20 protein-coding genes and 2 tRNA genes are annotated in these 17,245 nt (G+C 55.8%); 10 read left to right on the forward strand and 12 right to left on the reverse strand.

Annotated elements, in window-relative coordinates:
* Positions 1–41 precede the first annotated feature (41 nt).
* On the forward strand, positions 42–701 hold the full coding sequence (locus J2S31_RS07865; RefSeq protein WP_237098537.1) for a CPBP family intramembrane glutamic endopeptidase: 660 nt from the start codon (positions 42–44) through the stop codon (positions 699–701).
* A 78-nt stretch (positions 702–779) separates the two neighbouring features.
* On the opposite strand, the gene tatC is transcribed toward J2S31_RS07865, so the two are convergent.
* Positions 780–1,634, reverse strand: a complete 855-nt coding sequence (tatC, locus tag J2S31_RS07870) for a twin-arginine translocase subunit TatC (RefSeq protein ID WP_237098538.1) — start codon at positions 1,632–1,634, stop codon at positions 780–782.
* A 398-nt stretch (positions 1,635–2,032) separates the two neighbouring features.
* Between tatC and J2S31_RS07875 the strand changes: the two genes are divergently transcribed.
* The 4 genes from J2S31_RS07875 (at position 2,033) to J2S31_RS14590 (ending at position 2,895) form a co-directional block, all read left to right on the forward strand.
* Positions 2,033–2,212, forward strand: coding sequence for a hypothetical protein (locus tag J2S31_RS07875; RefSeq protein WP_237098539.1), 180 nt, complete (start codon positions 2,033–2,035; stop codon positions 2,210–2,212).
* 6 nt (positions 2,213–2,218) lie between these two features.
* A tRNA-Gly gene (locus J2S31_RS07880) sits at positions 2,219–2,291 on the forward strand.
* Between the two features lie 29 nt (positions 2,292–2,320).
* Positions 2,321–2,602 carry a DUF507 family protein gene (locus J2S31_RS14585; protein WP_005010312.1) on the forward strand — a complete coding sequence of 94 codons (282 nt, stop codon included), beginning with the start codon at positions 2,321–2,323 and terminating at the stop codon, positions 2,600–2,602.
* Positions 2,603–2,616: 14 nt separating this feature from the next.
* Positions 2,617–2,895 carry a DUF507 family protein gene (locus J2S31_RS14590; RefSeq protein ID WP_272908669.1) on the forward strand — a complete coding sequence of 93 codons (279 nt, stop codon included), beginning with the start codon at positions 2,617–2,619 and terminating at the stop codon, positions 2,893–2,895.
* A 9-nt stretch (positions 2,896–2,904) separates the two neighbouring features.
* On the opposite strand, the gene larC is transcribed toward J2S31_RS14590, so the two are convergent.
* A complete protein-coding gene (larC, locus tag J2S31_RS07890) occupies positions 2,905–4,080 on the reverse strand; it encodes a nickel pincer cofactor biosynthesis protein LarC (RefSeq protein ID WP_237098540.1) in 1,176 nt (391 codons plus the stop codon).
* Positions 4,081–4,114: 34 nt separating this feature from the next.
* Positions 4,115–4,393 carry a (2Fe-2S)-binding protein gene (locus J2S31_RS14725; RefSeq protein ID WP_371831630.1) on the reverse strand — a complete coding sequence of 93 codons (279 nt, stop codon included), beginning with the start codon at positions 4,391–4,393 and terminating at the stop codon, positions 4,115–4,117.
* 222 nt (positions 4,394–4,615) lie between these two features.
* Here J2S31_RS14725 and J2S31_RS07895 point away from each other — a divergent pair, with 222 nt between their 5' ends.
* Positions 4,616–4,978: a hypothetical protein gene (locus J2S31_RS07895; protein ID WP_237098541.1), complete on the forward strand. Its 363-nt coding sequence runs from the start codon at positions 4,616–4,618 to the stop codon at positions 4,976–4,978.
* 79 nt (positions 4,979–5,057) lie between these two features.
* Here J2S31_RS07895 and J2S31_RS07900 read toward each other — a convergent pair.
* A tRNA-Met gene (locus J2S31_RS07900) sits at positions 5,058–5,134 on the reverse strand.
* Positions 5,135–5,207: 73 nt separating this feature from the next.
* Positions 5,208–6,578 (reverse strand): MBL fold metallo-hydrolase, encoded by a 1,371-nt coding sequence (locus tag J2S31_RS07905; protein ID WP_237098542.1) that lies wholly within the window; start codon positions 6,576–6,578, stop codon positions 5,208–5,210.
* A 174-nt stretch (positions 6,579–6,752) separates the two neighbouring features.
* Between J2S31_RS07905 and J2S31_RS07910 the strand changes: the two genes are divergently transcribed.
* Complete coding sequence (locus J2S31_RS07910; protein ID WP_237098543.1) at positions 6,753–7,292, forward strand: hypothetical protein; 540 nt, start codon at positions 6,753–6,755, stop codon at positions 7,290–7,292.
* 150 nt (positions 7,293–7,442) lie between these two features.
* Here J2S31_RS07910 and J2S31_RS07915 read toward each other — a convergent pair whose 3' ends face one another.
* Both J2S31_RS07915 and J2S31_RS07920 read right to left on the reverse strand, forming a co-directional pair.
* Positions 7,443–8,648, reverse strand: a complete 1,206-nt coding sequence (locus J2S31_RS07915; RefSeq protein ID WP_237098544.1) for a hypothetical protein — start codon at positions 8,646–8,648, stop codon at positions 7,443–7,445.
* 61 nt (positions 8,649–8,709) lie between these two features.
* Positions 8,710–9,471, reverse strand: a complete 762-nt coding sequence (locus J2S31_RS07920; RefSeq protein WP_237098545.1) for an alpha/beta hydrolase — start codon at positions 9,469–9,471, stop codon at positions 8,710–8,712.
* A gap of 240 nt (positions 9,472–9,711) precedes the next feature.
* On the opposite strand from J2S31_RS07920, the gene J2S31_RS07925 reads away from it, so the two are divergent.
* Positions 9,712–11,979 (forward strand): aconitate hydratase, encoded by a 2,268-nt coding sequence (locus tag J2S31_RS07925; protein WP_371831631.1) that lies wholly within the window; start codon positions 9,712–9,714, stop codon positions 11,977–11,979.
* Positions 11,980–12,070: 91 nt separating this feature from the next.
* Here the strand turns inward: J2S31_RS07925 and J2S31_RS07930 are convergent, their stop codons facing one another.
* From J2S31_RS07930 to J2S31_RS07940, 4 genes are all read right to left on the reverse strand, one after another.
* Positions 12,071–12,262: a hypothetical protein gene (locus J2S31_RS07930; RefSeq protein ID WP_237098547.1), complete on the reverse strand. Its 192-nt coding sequence runs from the start codon at positions 12,260–12,262 to the stop codon at positions 12,071–12,073.
* A 29-nt stretch (positions 12,263–12,291) separates the two neighbouring features.
* Complete coding sequence (locus J2S31_RS14730; protein WP_371831649.1) at positions 12,292–12,498, reverse strand: SH3 domain-containing protein; 207 nt, start codon at positions 12,496–12,498, stop codon at positions 12,292–12,294.
* A gap of 7 nt (positions 12,499–12,505) precedes the next feature.
* Positions 12,506–13,453, reverse strand: coding sequence for a M48 family metallopeptidase (locus J2S31_RS07935; protein WP_237098548.1), 948 nt, complete (start codon positions 13,451–13,453; stop codon positions 12,506–12,508).
* 160 nt (positions 13,454–13,613) lie between these two features.
* Positions 13,614–14,291, reverse strand: a complete 678-nt coding sequence (locus J2S31_RS07940; RefSeq protein ID WP_237098549.1) for a tetratricopeptide repeat protein — start codon at positions 14,289–14,291, stop codon at positions 13,614–13,616.
* 189 nt (positions 14,292–14,480) lie between these two features.
* Here J2S31_RS07940 and J2S31_RS07945 point away from each other — a divergent pair, with 189 nt between their 5' ends.
* Both J2S31_RS07945 and larB read left to right on the forward strand, forming a co-directional pair.
* Complete coding sequence (locus J2S31_RS07945; protein WP_237098550.1) at positions 14,481–15,506, forward strand: NAD(P)H-dependent glycerol-3-phosphate dehydrogenase; 1,026 nt, start codon at positions 14,481–14,483, stop codon at positions 15,504–15,506.
* A complete protein-coding gene (gene larB / locus J2S31_RS07950; protein ID WP_237098551.1) occupies positions 15,503–16,270 on the forward strand; it encodes a nickel pincer cofactor biosynthesis protein LarB in 768 nt (255 codons plus the stop codon). The genes J2S31_RS07945 and larB overlap by 4 nt, the downstream gene beginning before the upstream one ends.
* On the opposite strand, the gene J2S31_RS07955 is transcribed toward larB, so the two are convergent.
* Complete coding sequence (locus J2S31_RS07955; RefSeq protein ID WP_237098552.1) at positions 16,239–17,237, reverse strand: NAD-dependent epimerase/dehydratase family protein; 999 nt, start codon at positions 17,235–17,237, stop codon at positions 16,239–16,241. The genes larB and J2S31_RS07955 overlap by 32 nt on opposite strands.
* Between the last annotated feature and the right edge of the window lie 8 nt (positions 17,238–17,245).

Below are 17,245 nucleotides of genomic sequence, written 5' to 3' on the forward strand. Positions count from 1 at the left end.
CTTCAAACATGAAACCCAAGGCACAGACAGCACAATGGAACTTGAAGGGACCCGTTTGGAGCCTGGCGGGATATGTCTGCGTTGTGTACCCGCTGGTGCACCTGCTGTTTCGCGATCCGCACCGCTTTGCCGGCTGGGTGGGGTCCGCGTATTTCGGGCTGGTGCTGTTGGCGATGCTGGCAACGAAGAAGCTGACATTGAGCCAGCTTGGATTCCAAAGAGAAACGTGGATGCGCGATGGGGCGATAGGCCTGATTCCCGGCCTCCTGATTGCCGGAGCGGTGCCTTTGTTCGATGCCTTCATCGAGGCTTCAGGACTGGACCAGACGGAGTTGTTTGCCGGAGCGGAAAATCGTGCCGCCGCCCTTCCCTCCACCGAAACGCTTGCGCTGATTGTGGTGGGACAGGTCCTCGTCATGCCTTTCATCGAGCAGGCGTACTTCACCGGATACCTTCTCCCGGCTCTGTTCCGTGTGGTGAAACCGGTAACGGCCGTCTATCTTGCCGCCGCTGTGTTCGCCCTCGTTCATTTTGAACTCAAGCTCAGCCTGTTTCTGATCGGCTTGATCTGCTCCGGCCTTTTCTACGGGACGGGCACGCTCTGGGCTTCCTTAACTTTTCAAGTGGGGTGTGCGCTGGGAGGATGGATGGTGGCGTACTTCTATCCGCGCGTGGTCACCTTTCTGGCATTCCTGCTGTGAGGCCAATCCGTCGCGATTCGATAAGCCCGCGTAACGGGAAACGAAGTTAGAATTGAGTGGAGAACACCGGCGACAGGATCACACCGCTTTCTTCTGCGGTTTGACCTTGACCTTTCTCTTTTTGGCGTCCTTCTGCGCCTGCTGGGCCTCTTTTTGGGCCTTGCGCATTTCGCGGTCCAGTTGCACCTGTTTCAACACCTGCTCACGCTGTTTGGGGTCCTCGAAGAACGTGGATACGAGGACGCCGAATTCATACAGACAGTACAATGGCACGCCAAGAAGAACCTGGGTGACAATATCAGGCGGTGTGAGAATGGCGGCCAAAGCAAAGCAGCCGAGGAAGGCCCACTTGCGGTACATGCGCATCTTGATGGTGTTGATGACACCGAATTTGGTGAGCAGGACCATGATCAGCGGCGTCTGAAATGCGAAGGCAAAGGCGAGGATCAGCTTCACGATGAAGGAGAAGTAAAAGCCGATGGTCACCTGCATCTGCCAGTACTGCACGCCGTAGTTGAACAGGAATTTCAGCGCCAGCGGCACCACGAGAAAATAACAAAATGTGCCGCCGAAGACGAAAAACATCGTACCGAAGAACACAAACATGAACGTGATCTTCTTCTCCTTGACCTTGAGGCCGGGTGAGATGAACATCCAGAAGTGATAGAGGATGAGCGGCATGGAGATGAACAGCGAACCCATGAATGCCACCTTCATGTTGGTGAAGAACGGCTCCGTGGGTGTGATGAAGGTAAGATGCGCCCATTGTTTGGGAAGCGGGTCTTCCAGCCAGCCGAGCAGGATCTCGATAAAGTAAAAACAGACGCCAAAAAAGAAACCCACCACGATAGCGGTCTGCACCACGCGGTCTTTGAGTTCCTTGAGGTGCTTCGAGACAGGAATCTTATCGGTAAAACCCAGGGTATTTACCACGCTTTATCCTTTTCGCTGTTTGCGACTTCGTTTCGAGGGTCGCCGGTTTCCGGCCATACAAACAAAGCCCAATGAAGGGCTGGGGTGCTGTGCTCTGGCGATATGCCGGTGTGTGGAAACACGATTGAATGTATTGGCGTTTCCAGCCACCATCTATCTTTCGTGACATCATCTTACTCAAAGAAAAAAACAATTACAATGATGATTTCAAACTCCTTGTCCAACTGCAAAACCCGTTTGGTTTGAAGAATTTGGGGCGATAAAATTTGCTTCGACCTCGGAAATATTGGATAATGCCACCCAGATACAGGCTCCAGCCTGTCGGGCAACCCGGTAACTGTTGTTTCCTTTGAAAAAAAAGCTTTATAATCAGTAAATTAGATTGGCGCAACGAGCCGATGGATCGGACAATCAAAAAAATCACTGGGGTCAAAGTGATCAATATCAGTGAGGAAAGTGCCGAGGCCATCGAGAAAATGGTGGACAAAGCCATCAGGGAAGTCCGTAGCAAGGGGCTGGAAATTCTGGATATCCAGACTACCGGCGACAACTTGTTCTTGATTTTGGTTGAAGACTGAAAACAGGCGGGTGTAGCTCAGTTGGTAGAGTGTCAGCTTCCCAAGCTGAATGTCGCGGGTTCGAACCCCGTCGCCCGCTTACTATTTTAAAACCATACACGCAGGTTCATGAGAATTCAGAAAGAATTAATAGACCGCATCGCCAAAAAAACCGTCCGCTCCCTGATCGAGAATAATTTCATCATTTGGGACGACCGGCCGGAGAAACTGGAAGCCATCATTCACGAGATCATCACCGAAGACCTGATGGTGGAAGACCGGCTGAACGAGGAAGTGAAAATGCTGTTGGAATCCCGCACCAAGGATTACGAGCGCGACATGATGGATTACGGGCGCGTGTTCCAGATGGTGAAGTCCAAACTGGTGCGGGAACGCGGCCTCATTCTTTAAACAGAAACGGAACCATGAAACTGAGCCGGGAAAAAGTCAACCACATCAGCAAGCTCATCGTAAGGGATTTCGAAAACCGCGAGGAGATCGACTACAAGGAAGACCTCAACGACGTGCGCCTGGAAATCGCGCGGGTCATCAATGAGGAGTTGAAGATCGACGACAAGGCGGATGCCGAAGCGCGGCGCATCATCGAATCCTACACCACCCGCAAACTCCGCGAGGGGACGGAGGAGTGGGACATCATGTACCAGAAGCATTACGAAGAGTATTTCAAGAAACACGGGCTTTGAACCGCCCGCCTACCCCTTCAACTGCTCTTCCGCGTTACGCAAAGCTTCTTCGTACACTTCCCTGAGCGGCACTTTCTTCTTGGCTGCAATGCGGCGGCAGTCTTCGTACTCCGGAGAGATGTGCACCGGGACGCCAGCCAGCCACCCCACCTTCACCTTCACCGTACCCAGGCGGGTTTTAACCGACTCCACCTTCCGCTCCAGCACGGTGCGCTCCATCTCGCACGACCTCACTCCGTAAGTCGAAGTTTCCGCCAGCAGGATTTTCGAGAGGGAATCGCGTTTTCGTGGCGGGGATAACACCGAGAGTTTGACTGCAGGCCGGTTCTTTTTCATGGAAATCGGGGTGAAGTACACGTCCAGCGCCCCGGCCTCGAACAGGCGGTCCATGACGTGATCGTAAAACTCCGGGTTCATGTCATCGATGTTGGTCTCGAGCAAGACCACCCGGTCGGTGGACTTCGCCACCGTCTCGCCCAGCACAGCGCGCAGTAAATTCGGTTGATCGTCGATCTGGTGCGTTCCCGCGCCATAGCCCACTTTCGAGATGGTCATGAGGGGCATGCCCTGGAACTTTTCGGCAAAGTACCCGATCATCGCCGCACCGGTGGGCGTGGTCAATTCCTTCGGCACGCCGCTGGAAAAACAGGGGATGCCTTTCAGCAACTCCAGCGTGGCGGGAGCCGGAACCGGCAGGATGCCGTGCTCGCAGGCCACCGTGCCCTCGCCCGTGTTGATGGGGGACGCCATCACCTGCTCGACTTCCAGAAGATGCAGGGCGTACACGCCGCCGACGATATCAATGATGGAATCCACCGCGCCGACTTCGTGAAAGTGCACCTTGTCGAGTGCGATGCGGTGCACTCGCGCCTCGGCCCGGCCCAGCCGCTCGAACACCGCCACCGCTTTTTCTTTCACGACGGCCGGTAATTTGGATTTTTGGATGATGGCGCGGATGTCCGCCAGTCCACGGTGATGGTGATGCGAATGCCCCACCTTCACCTCCACCTTGGTTCCCGCCAGATGCCCGCGCTTCACCCGCCTCGATTTGATTTCGTAGTCTTTGAGACCGAGCGATTTAAGGCTCTCCTGCAACACCTTGAGGTCCGCTCCCAGGTCCACCAGCGACCCCAGGATCATGTCGCCACTGATCCCGGTGTAGCAGTCGAAGTAAAGGGTTTTCATAAAAAGAAAGACCGGTTAGGGAATCGTTTTGACATCAGTATCTGGCAAACAGTTTACTGAAAATCCCCCGTTTTTGAACCTGCCCGTTGGAGGGCGGATCTGATTTTTCGGCAGGCTGGAGCTTGTTGTGGTGCTGGTCGAGGAATAATTGGAGGAGCATGTGGCAGGACTGGCACCCTCCCCCGGCACCGCAGGCGGCAGTGATTTCCTCGATGGATTGCAGGTTTTCTTCCCGGATGTGTGTCTTGATTACCCGGTCAGAGACCTGAAAACATTGACAAATTATCTCTTCCTCGGGTCCGGTCGAGTCCATAAAAGATCCTCAATTCCAATGGCTTATAATGAGAATTATTTTCATTTTAAATATTTCGCCGGGCCTCTGTCAATCGTAAGTTTCCCTGATTTTCCCGCCCAAACAGGTAAAAAAATGGCTGAATTCGGATCAAGGGAACATCTTGACTTCCAAAACATCCGTTTCATTGGAAGCAATGAGACCTTAAAAACCTCACACTTCATGTCCAAAAGGAGGATTGTCATGAAACAGCGTTTCGCAATAGCCATCGTTATCGGATTTCTTCTGGCAACGTTCAACCTGGCTTTCGCGGGACCGGGCATATCGGCCGACCAGGAGAAAACGTCTCCGGTCACCCGTGCCGCGCTCAACCAGATCATCGATGATGCTCTGCACTTTCAGAATGTAGGGAACCACAACGGAAACTGGGAACGCCACCTGCTCTTTCAGGGATTGATGCCCTGCCTGGAGCAATGCCAGAGCAAATTTGAAACCTGCATGAGCTCGGCGGGCGACGACCCGACCAAGCAGTTCCGGTGCGGGGAAGAACGGACGGCCTGCACGTTGGCATGCGACAACCAGTACTACAACCGGATGGAATTTTAAACCCGAGCGGGAATGTTGTGGTGATTGGTCGGAAAAATGAGAAAGGCCCGGAGACAGGTCTCCGGGCCTTTTTCGTATCTGGTGGCGGTGCAGGGACTTGAACCCCGGACGCTACGGATATGAGCCGTATGCTCTAACCAGCTGAGCTACACCGCCTTGAAATCGCGATAAATCCTTGAAGGGAAGCAGTTTAGTTTTTTTCCCCCACCCTGTCAATATTATTGCATCCCTAGGAGTTGCCCTCAAACTGCCCTTTCCAGCGGCGCACGTCTTTCATGTATTTTTCCCGGTCCATGGCCTTGTCCGGCGGGAATATTTCCATGAGCGGTTGAGGGAATTTTTTCTCCTGCGGGAAGCACTCGAAGTTCCCGCCCACCACGCGGTACACATTGTGGAACGTGCGGTACTGGCCGGACGCACCAACGAAATCCCAATTGGTCTCGCCTTTAATCATGCGGTACAGCTCGGAATACGAGATGCCTTCATACACGTTGACCCGGCCGAGATAGCCCTTCGTGATAGCGGGCGACTTGCTGAAGTCGATGCTCCACACGTCGGAGTCGTTCTCACCGAACAGCTCCAGCCGGTAGCCCACCTTCCAGTGTCCCCACGCCGAGGCCACCTCCAACTGCTGGAGTCGCTCCGGAAACTCTTTCTGCAGAAAGTTCTCGACAAATTGTTTCTCTTCCGCCTGTCGGGCCGGATCGGTTGTCAGGGTGCGGATGCGCGGCACTTCCATCAACGGATTGAACGCGGTCACACGCTCATCGGACTCCACGAAACACGCCACCTCCGACTTCTTTTCGTGAATGGTCACACCCTCTTTCGTGATCTCGGCGATGTCGCCCGGATTGAATACGCTCGATTGAATCTCCGGTGCGAACTCGCGGAGGTCTTCCAGAAACTGCTCCTGCGTGGTGGGAAACACAAAGTGATTCAGAAACTCGAAGCGATCGAAAAAACGCTCGCCCGCAGAGCCGGGCACGGCGAATTTCGGCGACAGCGCCTTGGCCACTTTGAGAAACGAACTGTATTCCTCGAACGGCAGGACACAGGGCTTGTGGAAGGTGAAGTTCTGCTCCAGCAACGGCTGGAACCGCACGTGTGCGAAATCCACCCGGCCGCAAATACGATGAATGTATTCGATGATCTTGGGCGAAACGATGGTATCCACCTGGTTCCAGATACTCACCTCTCCGTCCTGCACAATGATCCCGTGCTCGGGATAATAGTCCTGCGTCAGCGACGGCGTGGGAATCAGGTTCAGCCCCTTCACCGGGTAGGCTTCAAAACTTTCTACCGCCGTAACATCGGTGTAGCCCAGTTCCTTCAGGCATTCGAGCATGAGCGGGTCCTGCGGACACAACACCTTGAGGTCTTTCGGCAGGTACGCCAGCGTGCGGATGTCGAAATGGTCCTGATGCCGGTGCGACAGGTACAGCACGTCCGGGCGTTTCAGCTTTTCGCGGTCGATCTCCACCTGCGGATAATAGTGATTGATCTCTTCGAAATGGATGCTGAACAGGCACGGATCGCACAGTATTGTGGTGTCCTTGGACTCAATCCACAAACAGGCATGGCCGATGAGGGTTGTCTTCATGGTACGAAAACGCGTCGAGTGTGATCGAAAACCTTCGGAAGTGGGCTAGCATACCGGAAGGCCGGGTGTATCTCAAGGCCTTTCCCGGCGGGACGGTTTCAACTTGACGACCGGGGGCGGATTTCGGAGAATTGGAAACCAAAACGAAAACCTTCATCTTCAACTAGGGAAACCATGACGCAAGACACCATTCGATTTGAAGAAGGCAAGCCCTGTCCGGTGCAGGTGGCGGGCACCGGCGGCGGGTTGTCGATTTCCGCCAACGGCGACATGCTGTTGATCGGCTCCATCCCCAATCCCACGGAAGAGCAGATCGCCGCATGGAACGGCAAGTGGCGCGCCAAGCTGATCACCGAAAGCGAGTTTCCCGCCATTCCCATTTTCGCCATCGGCAGCGAGGACTGGATTCTGGAAGCGCCGTGCAATCCCTGCGACAACGAAAAAGAAGCGCCCGGGTTCTGCGAAGCGCTTTATGCGAAGGACGACGTCACCATGGCCGCCATTCTGGTCGATTCCGAAACCGGCCTCATCCGCAAGATCAAGCAGGTACCGCTGGACGAGATGTTCATCGAACGGCTGGTGCTGTCGTGGAACCCCTTCCGTTACGAGGCCAACGACTACAACAAATCGTTCACGGCTCAGGAGTTCGCGCAAAAGGTGGGAGATATTTTCAAGATGCGGTCGTCCAGGGAACTGTGGATGACCTCCTGGTAACGGGCGTGGCCCGTTACCAGGCCAGCTATTGCTTTACCTTCCCTGCGATGGGCTGTGGGCGCATTCCTTAAAATAAGCCGATTTTAAATTGGGCGGGGAGACCATCGTTCCCCCCAATGCAGTACCCATCCTGTCCTCCATGCAATGGAGCTAGGTGGCGTACTCTTCGTCCTCGTCGAGGTCTTCTTCCTCGTCGTCTTCGTCCTCGGCGACAACGTCTTCGAATTCTTCCTCTTCTTCCTCTTCTTCCTCTTCCTCTTCTTCCTCCACTTCCAGCACCGGGTATTCCAGGTTGTCCATGTACTCCGATTCGCGCAGGAAGTCGAGACCTTCCTCGTTGAACGGATTGTCGTCGAGGTAGAGGCGCACGAGGTTGGCCATGTGTTCGGAGTCAGCGACCGCCTTCAATCCCTCGTTGGTGATGCCGTTGTGCTCGATCATCAGCACTTCCAGGTTGGCCATGTACTCGGATGCGGCGATGGCGGCCAGCCCTTCGTCATCGATGTGGTTTTGGTCGAGCGACAGGAAAGTGAGGTTCTGCAGATACTCCGAACCCGCCAGGTAACCCGCGCCCACGGCGGTGATGTGGTTGATCTCCAGGTACAGCTTCTTTAAATTCTTGAGCCCCTCGAATTCCGAGACCACCTTCGCTTCCACGTCGCCCAGGTTGAGCTTGCTCAAGTCCAGCGTCTCGCCGTCCTCGCTCAGGCGTTTGCGGATCATGTTCAGGGTCAGGAACACCTTGATGGCGTCCTTGCCTTTCTGGGTCAGCTTGTTGGCGCTGAGGTCCAGCCGCTGAAGGTTGATATAATTTTTGCTTTCGGCGAGAGCCAGCGCCCCCTCGTCGGTGATCTCCGACTTTTTCAAGTCCAGCATTTCCAGACTGGGAAGGTTCTGGCTGGCGGCAAGGTGGCGCGCGCCCTCGTCGCCGATGGGATTTTCCGACAGCACCAGGCTGGTGAGGTTTTGCAGGTTGTTCGACGCGCACAAATGTTTCACCCCTTCGGGCCCGATGTCGTTCCACGCCAGCCGCAGGGATTTCAACTGCTCCATGTTGCGCGACTGCGAGATGTAGCGGCATCCCTCATCGCCCAGCTTGTTCTTGTACAGTTTCAGGTATTGGAGGTTGCTCAGGTTTTCCGACTCGGCGATGTAGCGTGCGCTCTCCGGGGTCAACTTCTGGTTCGGGATGATGAGACGCCGCAGGTTGCGCACCGACCGCGACTTCGCCAGCTCCGCCACGCCGGAGTCGCCCAGCTTGGTGAAGTGGAAGTCCAACGTGGACAGGTCCCGGCTCAGCTTGAAGCCGTTCCGGATGATTCCCTCAATGTTATAAAACTTTTTGGCGACGGTCATGGTTCCCCTTAATGCATGGGTGATGCCTCACATTGTACAACAATCCCATCCTTCCGGGCGTTCAAAGCACCTGCTCGAAAAACCGCATCAGGCAACGGAAATAGCCGTAATCCGGAGCCATGAGGATGTCGTTGTGCCCCACTCCCGGCAGGATCTGCAGAGCCTTGTCCTCCGACCCCGCCTGCTCGTAGTTCAACTTCGCTTCGTGAGGGTAGATCAATGTATCGTCCTCACCGTGCATGATGAGGAGCGGGCATTTCACCCGTTCAATCTTTTTGCTGTTGTTGAACACCGCGTCCTCTTCCGGCGTGGTGCCGTCGATTTTGAGCCCGCGCCGCTCCACCAGCGGAATCGGGTCAGCGTAGCCGCTCTCGATGACGCAGGCCTTGATCTCCGGATAGGAGGCGCATAGCTCGATGGCCGAGGCACTGCCCAGCGAGCGCCCCATGACGCAGACCGCAGGCAGAAGGTGCCCTCCTTCTTTCAACGCCTTGTACACAGCGTGCGCATCCATAAGTGCTGCCCGCAGAGTGGGATAGCCATCGCTTTTGCCGTAACCCCGGTAATCGCAGACGATGAAGTCGGCTCCCAACTGGTGATAGGCCTGCGCCAGCTCATCGTAGTCCGCGACAATCTCCCCGTTGCCGTGAAAAAACAACAGGCTGAAGCGCGCACTCGGGTTCGGGTGCCGCCGCACGTGGACCTTGTTTTCCCCCTCCACGGGGATGAACAGGTCCTCCGCCCCGGCCGGGCGGGACCCATGGTCGGGACGCGGAAAAAACAGGTTCTGGTTGAATTGTGGCGTGTCGAAAATAGAAGTCATGGTGCCTTCAAAAATACGGGGCGCCCCCCTCCCCGGCCAAGCCTGCAACCCCAGCGATAACAGGGAAAAATCAGACTTCAAGAAAGTTGAATTTTTATTTCAATCATGGCAGAATCTACCGTTCCAGTCGAGACTCTACGAGTTTCCTGCAATCCCTCCCTGAGCCAAATCCTGGCAACTCAAAGCGAGGGGCCTACTATAACACCGATCAACTGTTTTTTTAAACTAAGGAGCTTTTCAATGTTAATGGATCCGGCACCTATCGAAAAACGCTTTGAATCCATGGGCAAGGTTCTCGATGCCGCGCGGAAGAATTTGGGGCGCGACCTGACGATCGTCGAGAAAATCCTCTACTCGCACATGGACCCGGCAACGGATTTTTCAAAGCTGGAGCGGGGCAAATCGGATATTTTCCTGGATGCTGACCGTGTTGCCATGCAAGACGCCACGGCTCAGATGGCCATTCTTCAGTTCATGTCTGCCAAAATTCCGGAAGTGGCGGTTCCCACGACCGTACACTGCGACCATCTCATTCAGGCGCACACCGGATCGGCTGAGGACCTGAAGGCCGCTGAGGACACCAACAGGGAAGTGTACGACTTTCTCCGCTCCGCGGCGATGAAGTACGGTATGGGTTTTTGGAAGCCCGGCTCCGGCATCATCCACCAGGTGGTGTATGAAAACTACACCTGCCCCGGAACGTTGATGATCGGAACCGACTCCCACACTCCGAATGCCGGTGGCATGGGCATGATCGCCATCGGCGTCGGCGGCGCGGACGCGGTGGACGTGATGACCGGCCAGCGCTTCATGACCCGCATGCCGAAATTTGTGGGCATCAAGCTGACCGGCAAGCTGAGCGGCTGGACCGCTTCCAAGGACATCATCCTGAAGGTCGCCACCATGCTGACCGCAAAAGGCGGCACCAACAAAATCATTGAGTACTTCGGCGAAGGCGCACGCTCCCTCAGCGCCACCAGCAAAGGCACTGTCACCAACATGGGCGCGGAGCTCGGCGCTACCACCTCCATCTTCGCGTACGACGACAGCATGGATGTGTACATGCGGAAAACCGAGCGCGATGCCGTGGCAGACCTGTGCAAGAAGTACCGGGAGCTGCTCGTTTCCGATCCGGATGTCGAGAATAATCCGGAGAAATACTACGACGAGGTTTACGAAATCAACCTGTCGGAACTGGAACCGCACATTGTCGGCCCGCACACCCCGGACCTCGGGCGCACGATTTCCCAGATGAAGGCGGATGCAGAGAAGAACGATTATCCGCGAGAGTTGTCGGCGGCGTTGATCGGTTCCTGCACCAACTCCAGCTACGAAGACCTCACCCGGTCCGTCAGCCTGGCGCGTCAGGCCAAAAAGGCCGGACTCAAGGTGAAATCGAAGTTCCTCGTCACCCCGGGTTCGGAGCGCATTTTCCAGACCATCACCCGCGACGGCATCATGAAGGATTTCGAAGACGTCGGCGCCACGGTTCTGGCCAACGCCTGCGGACCGTGCATCGGGCAATGGAAACGGGATGACATCCAGAAAGGTGACAAGAACAGCATCATCAGTTCTTACAACCGCAACTTTGCGAAACGGAATGACGGCAACGCCGAGACGCTGAGCTTCATCAGTTCTCCGGAGATCGTGGTCGCCATGGCTTTCGGCGGTTCATTGAACTTCAACCCGATGACCGACACGCTGAAAACACCGGACGGCAAGGATTTCAAATTCGAGCCGCCACAGGGTGAAGTGTACCCGGATCAGGGCTACGCATCCAAGGACAGCGGATATCTTGCGCCGACCAACTCCGGCGAGGTCATCATCGATCCCAAGAGCGAGCGCCTGGCTTTTCTGGAGCCGTTTCCGAAGCATGATCCGGTTGCGGATTACAAGGACCTCAAGGTGCTGTTCAAGGCGGCGGGCAAATGCACGACCGACCACATCTCTCAGGCCGGTCCGTGGCTGAAGTTCCGCGGTCATCTGGACAACATCAGCAACAACCTGTTCCTCGGTGCGGAAAACGCGTACCACAACGAGACCGGTAAAGGCCACAATGTGGTATCGGGTCAGATCGACGAATTGAACAAGATCGCCCGTGAGTACAAAGACAAAGGCATTGGCTGGGTTGCCGTCGCGGATGAAAACATCGGCGAAGGCTCCAGCCGCGAGCATGCGGCCATGGAACCGCGGCACATGGGTTGCCGCGCCATCGTGGCCAAATCCTATGCCCGCATCTTTGAGGCCAATCTGAAAAAACAGGGTGTCCTGCCCTTCACCTTCGACAACAAGGATGATTACAACAAAATCCAGCAGAAGGACAGCATCGCGTTTGAAGGTCTGGACAAACTGCAACCGTATCAGCCGGTCACCATGGTGCTGACCCACGAAGACGGTTCGACCGACAAGATCAAGGTGAACCATTCCCTGAACGAAGGGGAGATTCAATGGTTCTATGCCGGTTCGGCCCTGAACTACGTAGGCAGTCAGAAAGCGGCGGCCAGCTAAGAAGTCTGGTCCTCTTTCCGGCCAAAAAAGAAACCCGGACCCCCATCGGGGGTCCGGGTTTTTTGTTTGTTTCCTGATTGAAGAAAGAGGTTCAGTCGCCGTCCAGCAGGCTCCGCACCCGCAACTCGTCTTCAATGCTCTGAAGTTTGTCCTGCAGAAATCGTTTCTTGTTGCTGTTGCTGGAGTTTTCATCCTGCGCACGAGCCTCCAGAAGCTTTTTGGTACTCTCATACAATAGCAACAGTTCTTCATCATCCAGATCTTCTACATTTGGACTACCCATAAAGCCCCACATTACTCCCAAAAGAAAAATTACGCATGGGCGGCCCGGCCTCCGGAAAGCTCGCTGGGGATTTCGATCCACCCCTTTTTCTTTCCGTTTCGCCAGGTGATTTGTAGCCAGTTCCCCCGGGCTTGCAAAACCTTTACCCGGGTCCCCTTGTTCAAGCGGTTGCAGACTTCACCTTTTTCCTTGAGGTGAACGGTGTGATTTTTTTCCAGTACAATACTACTTTCCATTAAAAGGTCAAAACTTTTCCGGTTCAAGCTTAAGAATTTTATTTTTGGCCGGTTCGCCTTTCCTGACCAGCTTCAGATACTCCCCAAGAACCGGCTTGGACTCAAGACGGCGTCCGTTCAGAATGGCAATATCCCAATCCTTTTTCTCATCCCCGAGTTCATTGACCGCAATGCTGTGAAACGTGTCTCCAGGCTTCACTTTGTATATGTCGATATATTCCTTCTCGTAATCCCGGCGGTCGTTTATGTGAGAGCGTCCGCCGTATTTCATCCCCTTTATTTTTTGCAGGTACAATTCCCGGTTTTCTTTCAGGTCGTCTCCATGCCGTTTGTGAATGGAATCGGAAAGCGTTCCGGCGCGGATGATGCGCTCTTTCGTATCCGGGTGCGTCGCCTGAAAACTGTGGTACACCTGTCCGCTCAGAATTTCCTGCTGGCGCAGGTTGCTTAGAAAATCCACCATCGCCTTGGGATCGTATCCAGACTTTTGAGCGATCATCAAACCATGTGCGTCGGACTCCAGCTCCGCTTCGCGGCCGTAGCCCAGATTGATCGTGTTGAACAGCTGAGTGCTGATCATCAGCCATTCCCCGGCATTCTTGGGGCTGGCAATGGCACCGCCGATGCTCAGGATCTGCGCGCCGATCTGCCGGATGATCTGTTTCGCGCCATGGTGCTGGGTGACGTGCCCGATCTCATGTCCCAGCACGCCCACCAGCTCGGCCTCGCTGTTGATCATGGCAAGCAGGCCGCGCGTGACGTAAATGTATCCTCCAGGCAGAGCGAAGGCGTTGACCTCCGAACTGTCCACGACCTTAAAAAAGTAGCGGTTGAACTCCGGGTTGGACAGATTGCTTACCAGGTTCTGCCCCAGTTGATTGACGTACAACTGAAGTTCTTTGTCCTGGTAAAGCCCGTACTGGGCGATCACCTGCGGGTCCGCCTTCTGCCCCATGCTGATTTCGGTTTCTTTATCTATGAAAGGGACTGCTCTTGCGGTACCGATGGATGAAAAGCAGAACAGGAGCAGGAGAAGGAGAGCGAAGGGAAAGGTGCGGAAACAAAACTTTTTTAAAAACGGTGGGAACATACCCTCGACCGTGGAAAGATGCCGATTACTCGAGTTGCCTCAGCTTCCGGTTGATCTTCTCCAGTTCCGGGTGGCTGGGAAATTTGTTCTTTATTTCTCTTAAAATCAAGACTGCGTTCTGAGGGTCATTTAACGATTCATAACAACGGGCCAACCCCATGTAGATATAGAATAGCGGGAAATTTGAAGAGCTGTCTATAATAGATTTGTAAATTTCAACGGCCTTCTGGTACTCCTTTTTCGCTTCGTACGCATAAGCCAGGCCTTTTCGCGCAAGCACGTAATTCAACGATCCCCGCTTGGCCTGCTCCGTCACTTCCGCATAAACCTTGATTGAAGAGTCGTATTCCCCTTTTTCGAAATGAGTCTCCGCCAGAAGCAATTGCGCACGGAATTTTTGAGGTCCCGGGGCAAACTCTCCCAGCAGGGTCTGCATCTGGCTTGTAATGTCATCTCCGGGATTGTCCTGCTGACGTTTCTGGAGTTTTTCCATTTCGTAATACAGCTTTTCCATCTCCTGAAATTTCTGCGTCTCTCTTTCAGTCCACAGCCAGGACCCCACCAGAACCGCCAAAATCAGGCCTGCAATCCCAAAAACCAAGGCGCGGTTGGTCTCCAGGAACGCGACCATCTGGCCGCCGAAGCGTTGCAGGGAATCGAGTTCTTTCAGGTCTTTTTTAGTGAGTTTGTGTTGCTGAGCCATAGGAAATCACGTTCAAACCACAAGGTGGCGGGGTGAATGAAAACCGCAGAGGCCCAATTTAAGCATAAAGAAAAATTGCGCACAAGCCCAATTTCCACAATCATTTTGCGTTAAAATGCTATATTTGAAAATTCGCCGGATGAGGAAACGCATCTCCCTTCCGGCCTGCAACGAGGTACGAATCAAATCATGACGGATTCCACACGCATTGGAGTGGTCGGGGCGGGAAGCTGGGGCACGGCCTTGTCACGCCTGCTTGCCGAGCAGGGCCGGACGGTGGACCTGTGGGCATTCGAGCCGGAAGTGTGCGCGGCCATTAAAGAACGCCGTGAAAACACATTGTTCCTTCCCGGCGTTCCGCTTCCCGATTCGATCCACCCCTCCACCCGGCTTGAAGACGTGGTGGCAGACAAAGACGAGATCGTGCTCGTGGTGCCGACGCATGTGCTTCGACAAACGGTAAGCCGCTTCGCTCCCTTGCTCAAGCCCGATTGCCTGATCATCAGCGCCAGCAAGGGCATCGAAAACGACAGCCTGCAATTCGTGCACCAGATCCTGGACGAAACGCTGAACCGTCCGCATCCGTTCGCGGCGCTGTCGGGCCCCACCTTCGCCGCGGAGATCGCACGTAAGACGCCCTCGGCCATCGTCGCCGCCGCAGAGACGGAGGAACTCGCCAGCCGCGTGAAGGCGCTGTTCGAGTCCTCCTTCCTGAAAGTATTCACCAGCAACGATGTGCTCGGCGTCGAGTTGGGCGGCGCGCTGAAAAACGTGATCGCCATCGCCACCGGCATCTCCGACGGACTGGGCCTGGGACTCAACACTCGCGCCGCGCTGATCAATCGCGGGCTGGTGGAAATGACGCGCATCGGTACGGCCCTGGGGGCGCGCCCGGAAACGTTTTCCGGCCTGTCCGGCATGGGTGACCTGGTCCTCACCTGCACCGGGGACCTCAGCCGCAACCGCACCGTGGGCCTGAAACTGGCTCAGGGGGAATCGCTGGAAAACATCACCGGCGGCATGAAAATGGTGGCCGAAGGAGTGCACACGGTGGTATCGGCCTACAAGCTGAAGGAGAATCTGAACATTCAGGCCGCAATCATAGAAGAAACCTACCAGGTCCTCCACCGGGGCAAGTCTCCGCAAGCCGCCCTTCAGGACTTGATGAACGTCGAAATCGGCTCGGAGTTTTCCGGCATCAAAGGACTGCAATGAACCCGCAACAGATTCAGAAACTGCTCAAGGACCTGTACACCCAAAAAGTAAAACCGGAAGCCGCGCTGGAACAACTGCGCACCCTGCCCTTTGAGGACCTCGGTTTCGCGCATGTGGACCACCACCGGCCGCTGCGCAACGGCATGGCGGAGGTGATCTATTGTGAAGGCAAAACCGCGCCGCAGATTTCCAAAATCATCCAGAAACAACTGGAAGCGGGGTGCGACATCCTGGCCACGCGCCTGGCGAGGGAAACCTATTTGAAATTGAAAAAAGACCTGCCCGCCAAAGCCAAGTACAACGCCGAGGGCCGCGTATTGACGATCTACAAAGCCACCAGGCCGAAACCTGTCGGGCAAATCCTCATTGTCACCGCGGGCACCTCTGACATTCCCGTGGCGGAGGAAGCCATCGCTACGGCGGAATTGTTAGGAAGCAAGGTGGACAAGCTGGTGGACGTGGGCGTGGCGGGCATTCATCGCCTGCTCGACAAGGTGGACCGCCTGCGCGGGGCGCGGGTGATTGTGGTGGTGGCCGGGATGGACGGGGCTCTGCCCAGCGTCGTCGGCGGACTGGTGAACTGTCCGGTGATCGGCGTGCCGACGAGCGTCGGTTACGGCGCGTCGTTTGGCGGCGTGGCGGCGCTTCTCACCATGCTCAACAGTTGCTCCACCGGTGTCGGTGCGGTGAACATCGACAACGGCTTCGGCGCCGGATGCCTGGCCCACCGCATCAACGTGATGGGCGCGCCTTCCACCACGTGACCAGCCGCTCCATCCCCTCTTCCGGACTCACCACCGGCTCGTAATTCAAGTCCTGCCGCGCGCGGGTGATATCGAAATAATGCGAAGTCGCCAGTTGGCTGGCCAGAAAACGCGTCATGCGCGGCTCCGCCTCCAACCCGAACAGGCGGTGCACCGACTCCAGCAGGGCTCCCAACCGCTTGCCGTTGCGGTAGGAGATCGACCGCGTCACCGGCCGCACACCCACCGCATTCAGCAGGTCGTTGATCCAGTCCCACAGCCGTACCGGTGCACCGTCGCTCAGAAAGTAAACGCCGCCCGCCACGGGCTTCCCTGCCAAAAGCGCCTCCAGCGCTTTGACATGTCCCTCCACCGCATTGTCGATGTAAATGATGTCCACCCGGTTCGTGCCGTCGCCCACCCGCACCAGTCGCCCCTTACGGGCACGTTCGATGATGCGCGGCACCAGGTGTGGATCACCCGGCCCCCAGATAAGGTGCGGCCGCAGGATGAGGGTGGAGAGGCCATTTTGACCGTTGGCCTCGAGCACGCGCTGTTCGGCCAGGGCCTTGGTCTTCGGGTAATCACAGAGGTAGCGCCGGGCGTATGGCAGGCTCTCGTTGCCGTTTTCGATATCGGCCCCGTCGTACACCACGCTGGGCGAGCTGGTGTGGATCAGTTTGGTCACGCCGTGCTGGAGGCAGGCGGCGATCACGTTCTGCGTGCCTTCGACGTTGGTACGGTAAAAAGCGTCCCGGTTGCCCCAGATGCCGGTCAGCGCCCCGGCATGGAACACCGCGTCCCGGTCGCGGCAGGCGTCGATTATCGCTTTGTGGTCGGTGAGGTCCGCGCGGAGAAAGTCGATGCCCCCCGGCAGGTCCGGGTTGCCCCGCCGGCCAAGGGCCGTGACGGAGTGACCCAGAGCGTGCAGCCGGCGGGCAATGTGCCCTCCCAGAAAGCCGCTTCCTCCTGTTACCAGAATATTCATGGGGACGG

It is taken from the genome of Nitrospina gracilis Nb-211 (genome assembly GCF_021845525.1).
Taxonomy (GTDB): Bacteria; Nitrospinota; Nitrospinia; order Nitrospinales; family Nitrospinaceae; genus Nitrospina; species Nitrospina gracilis_A.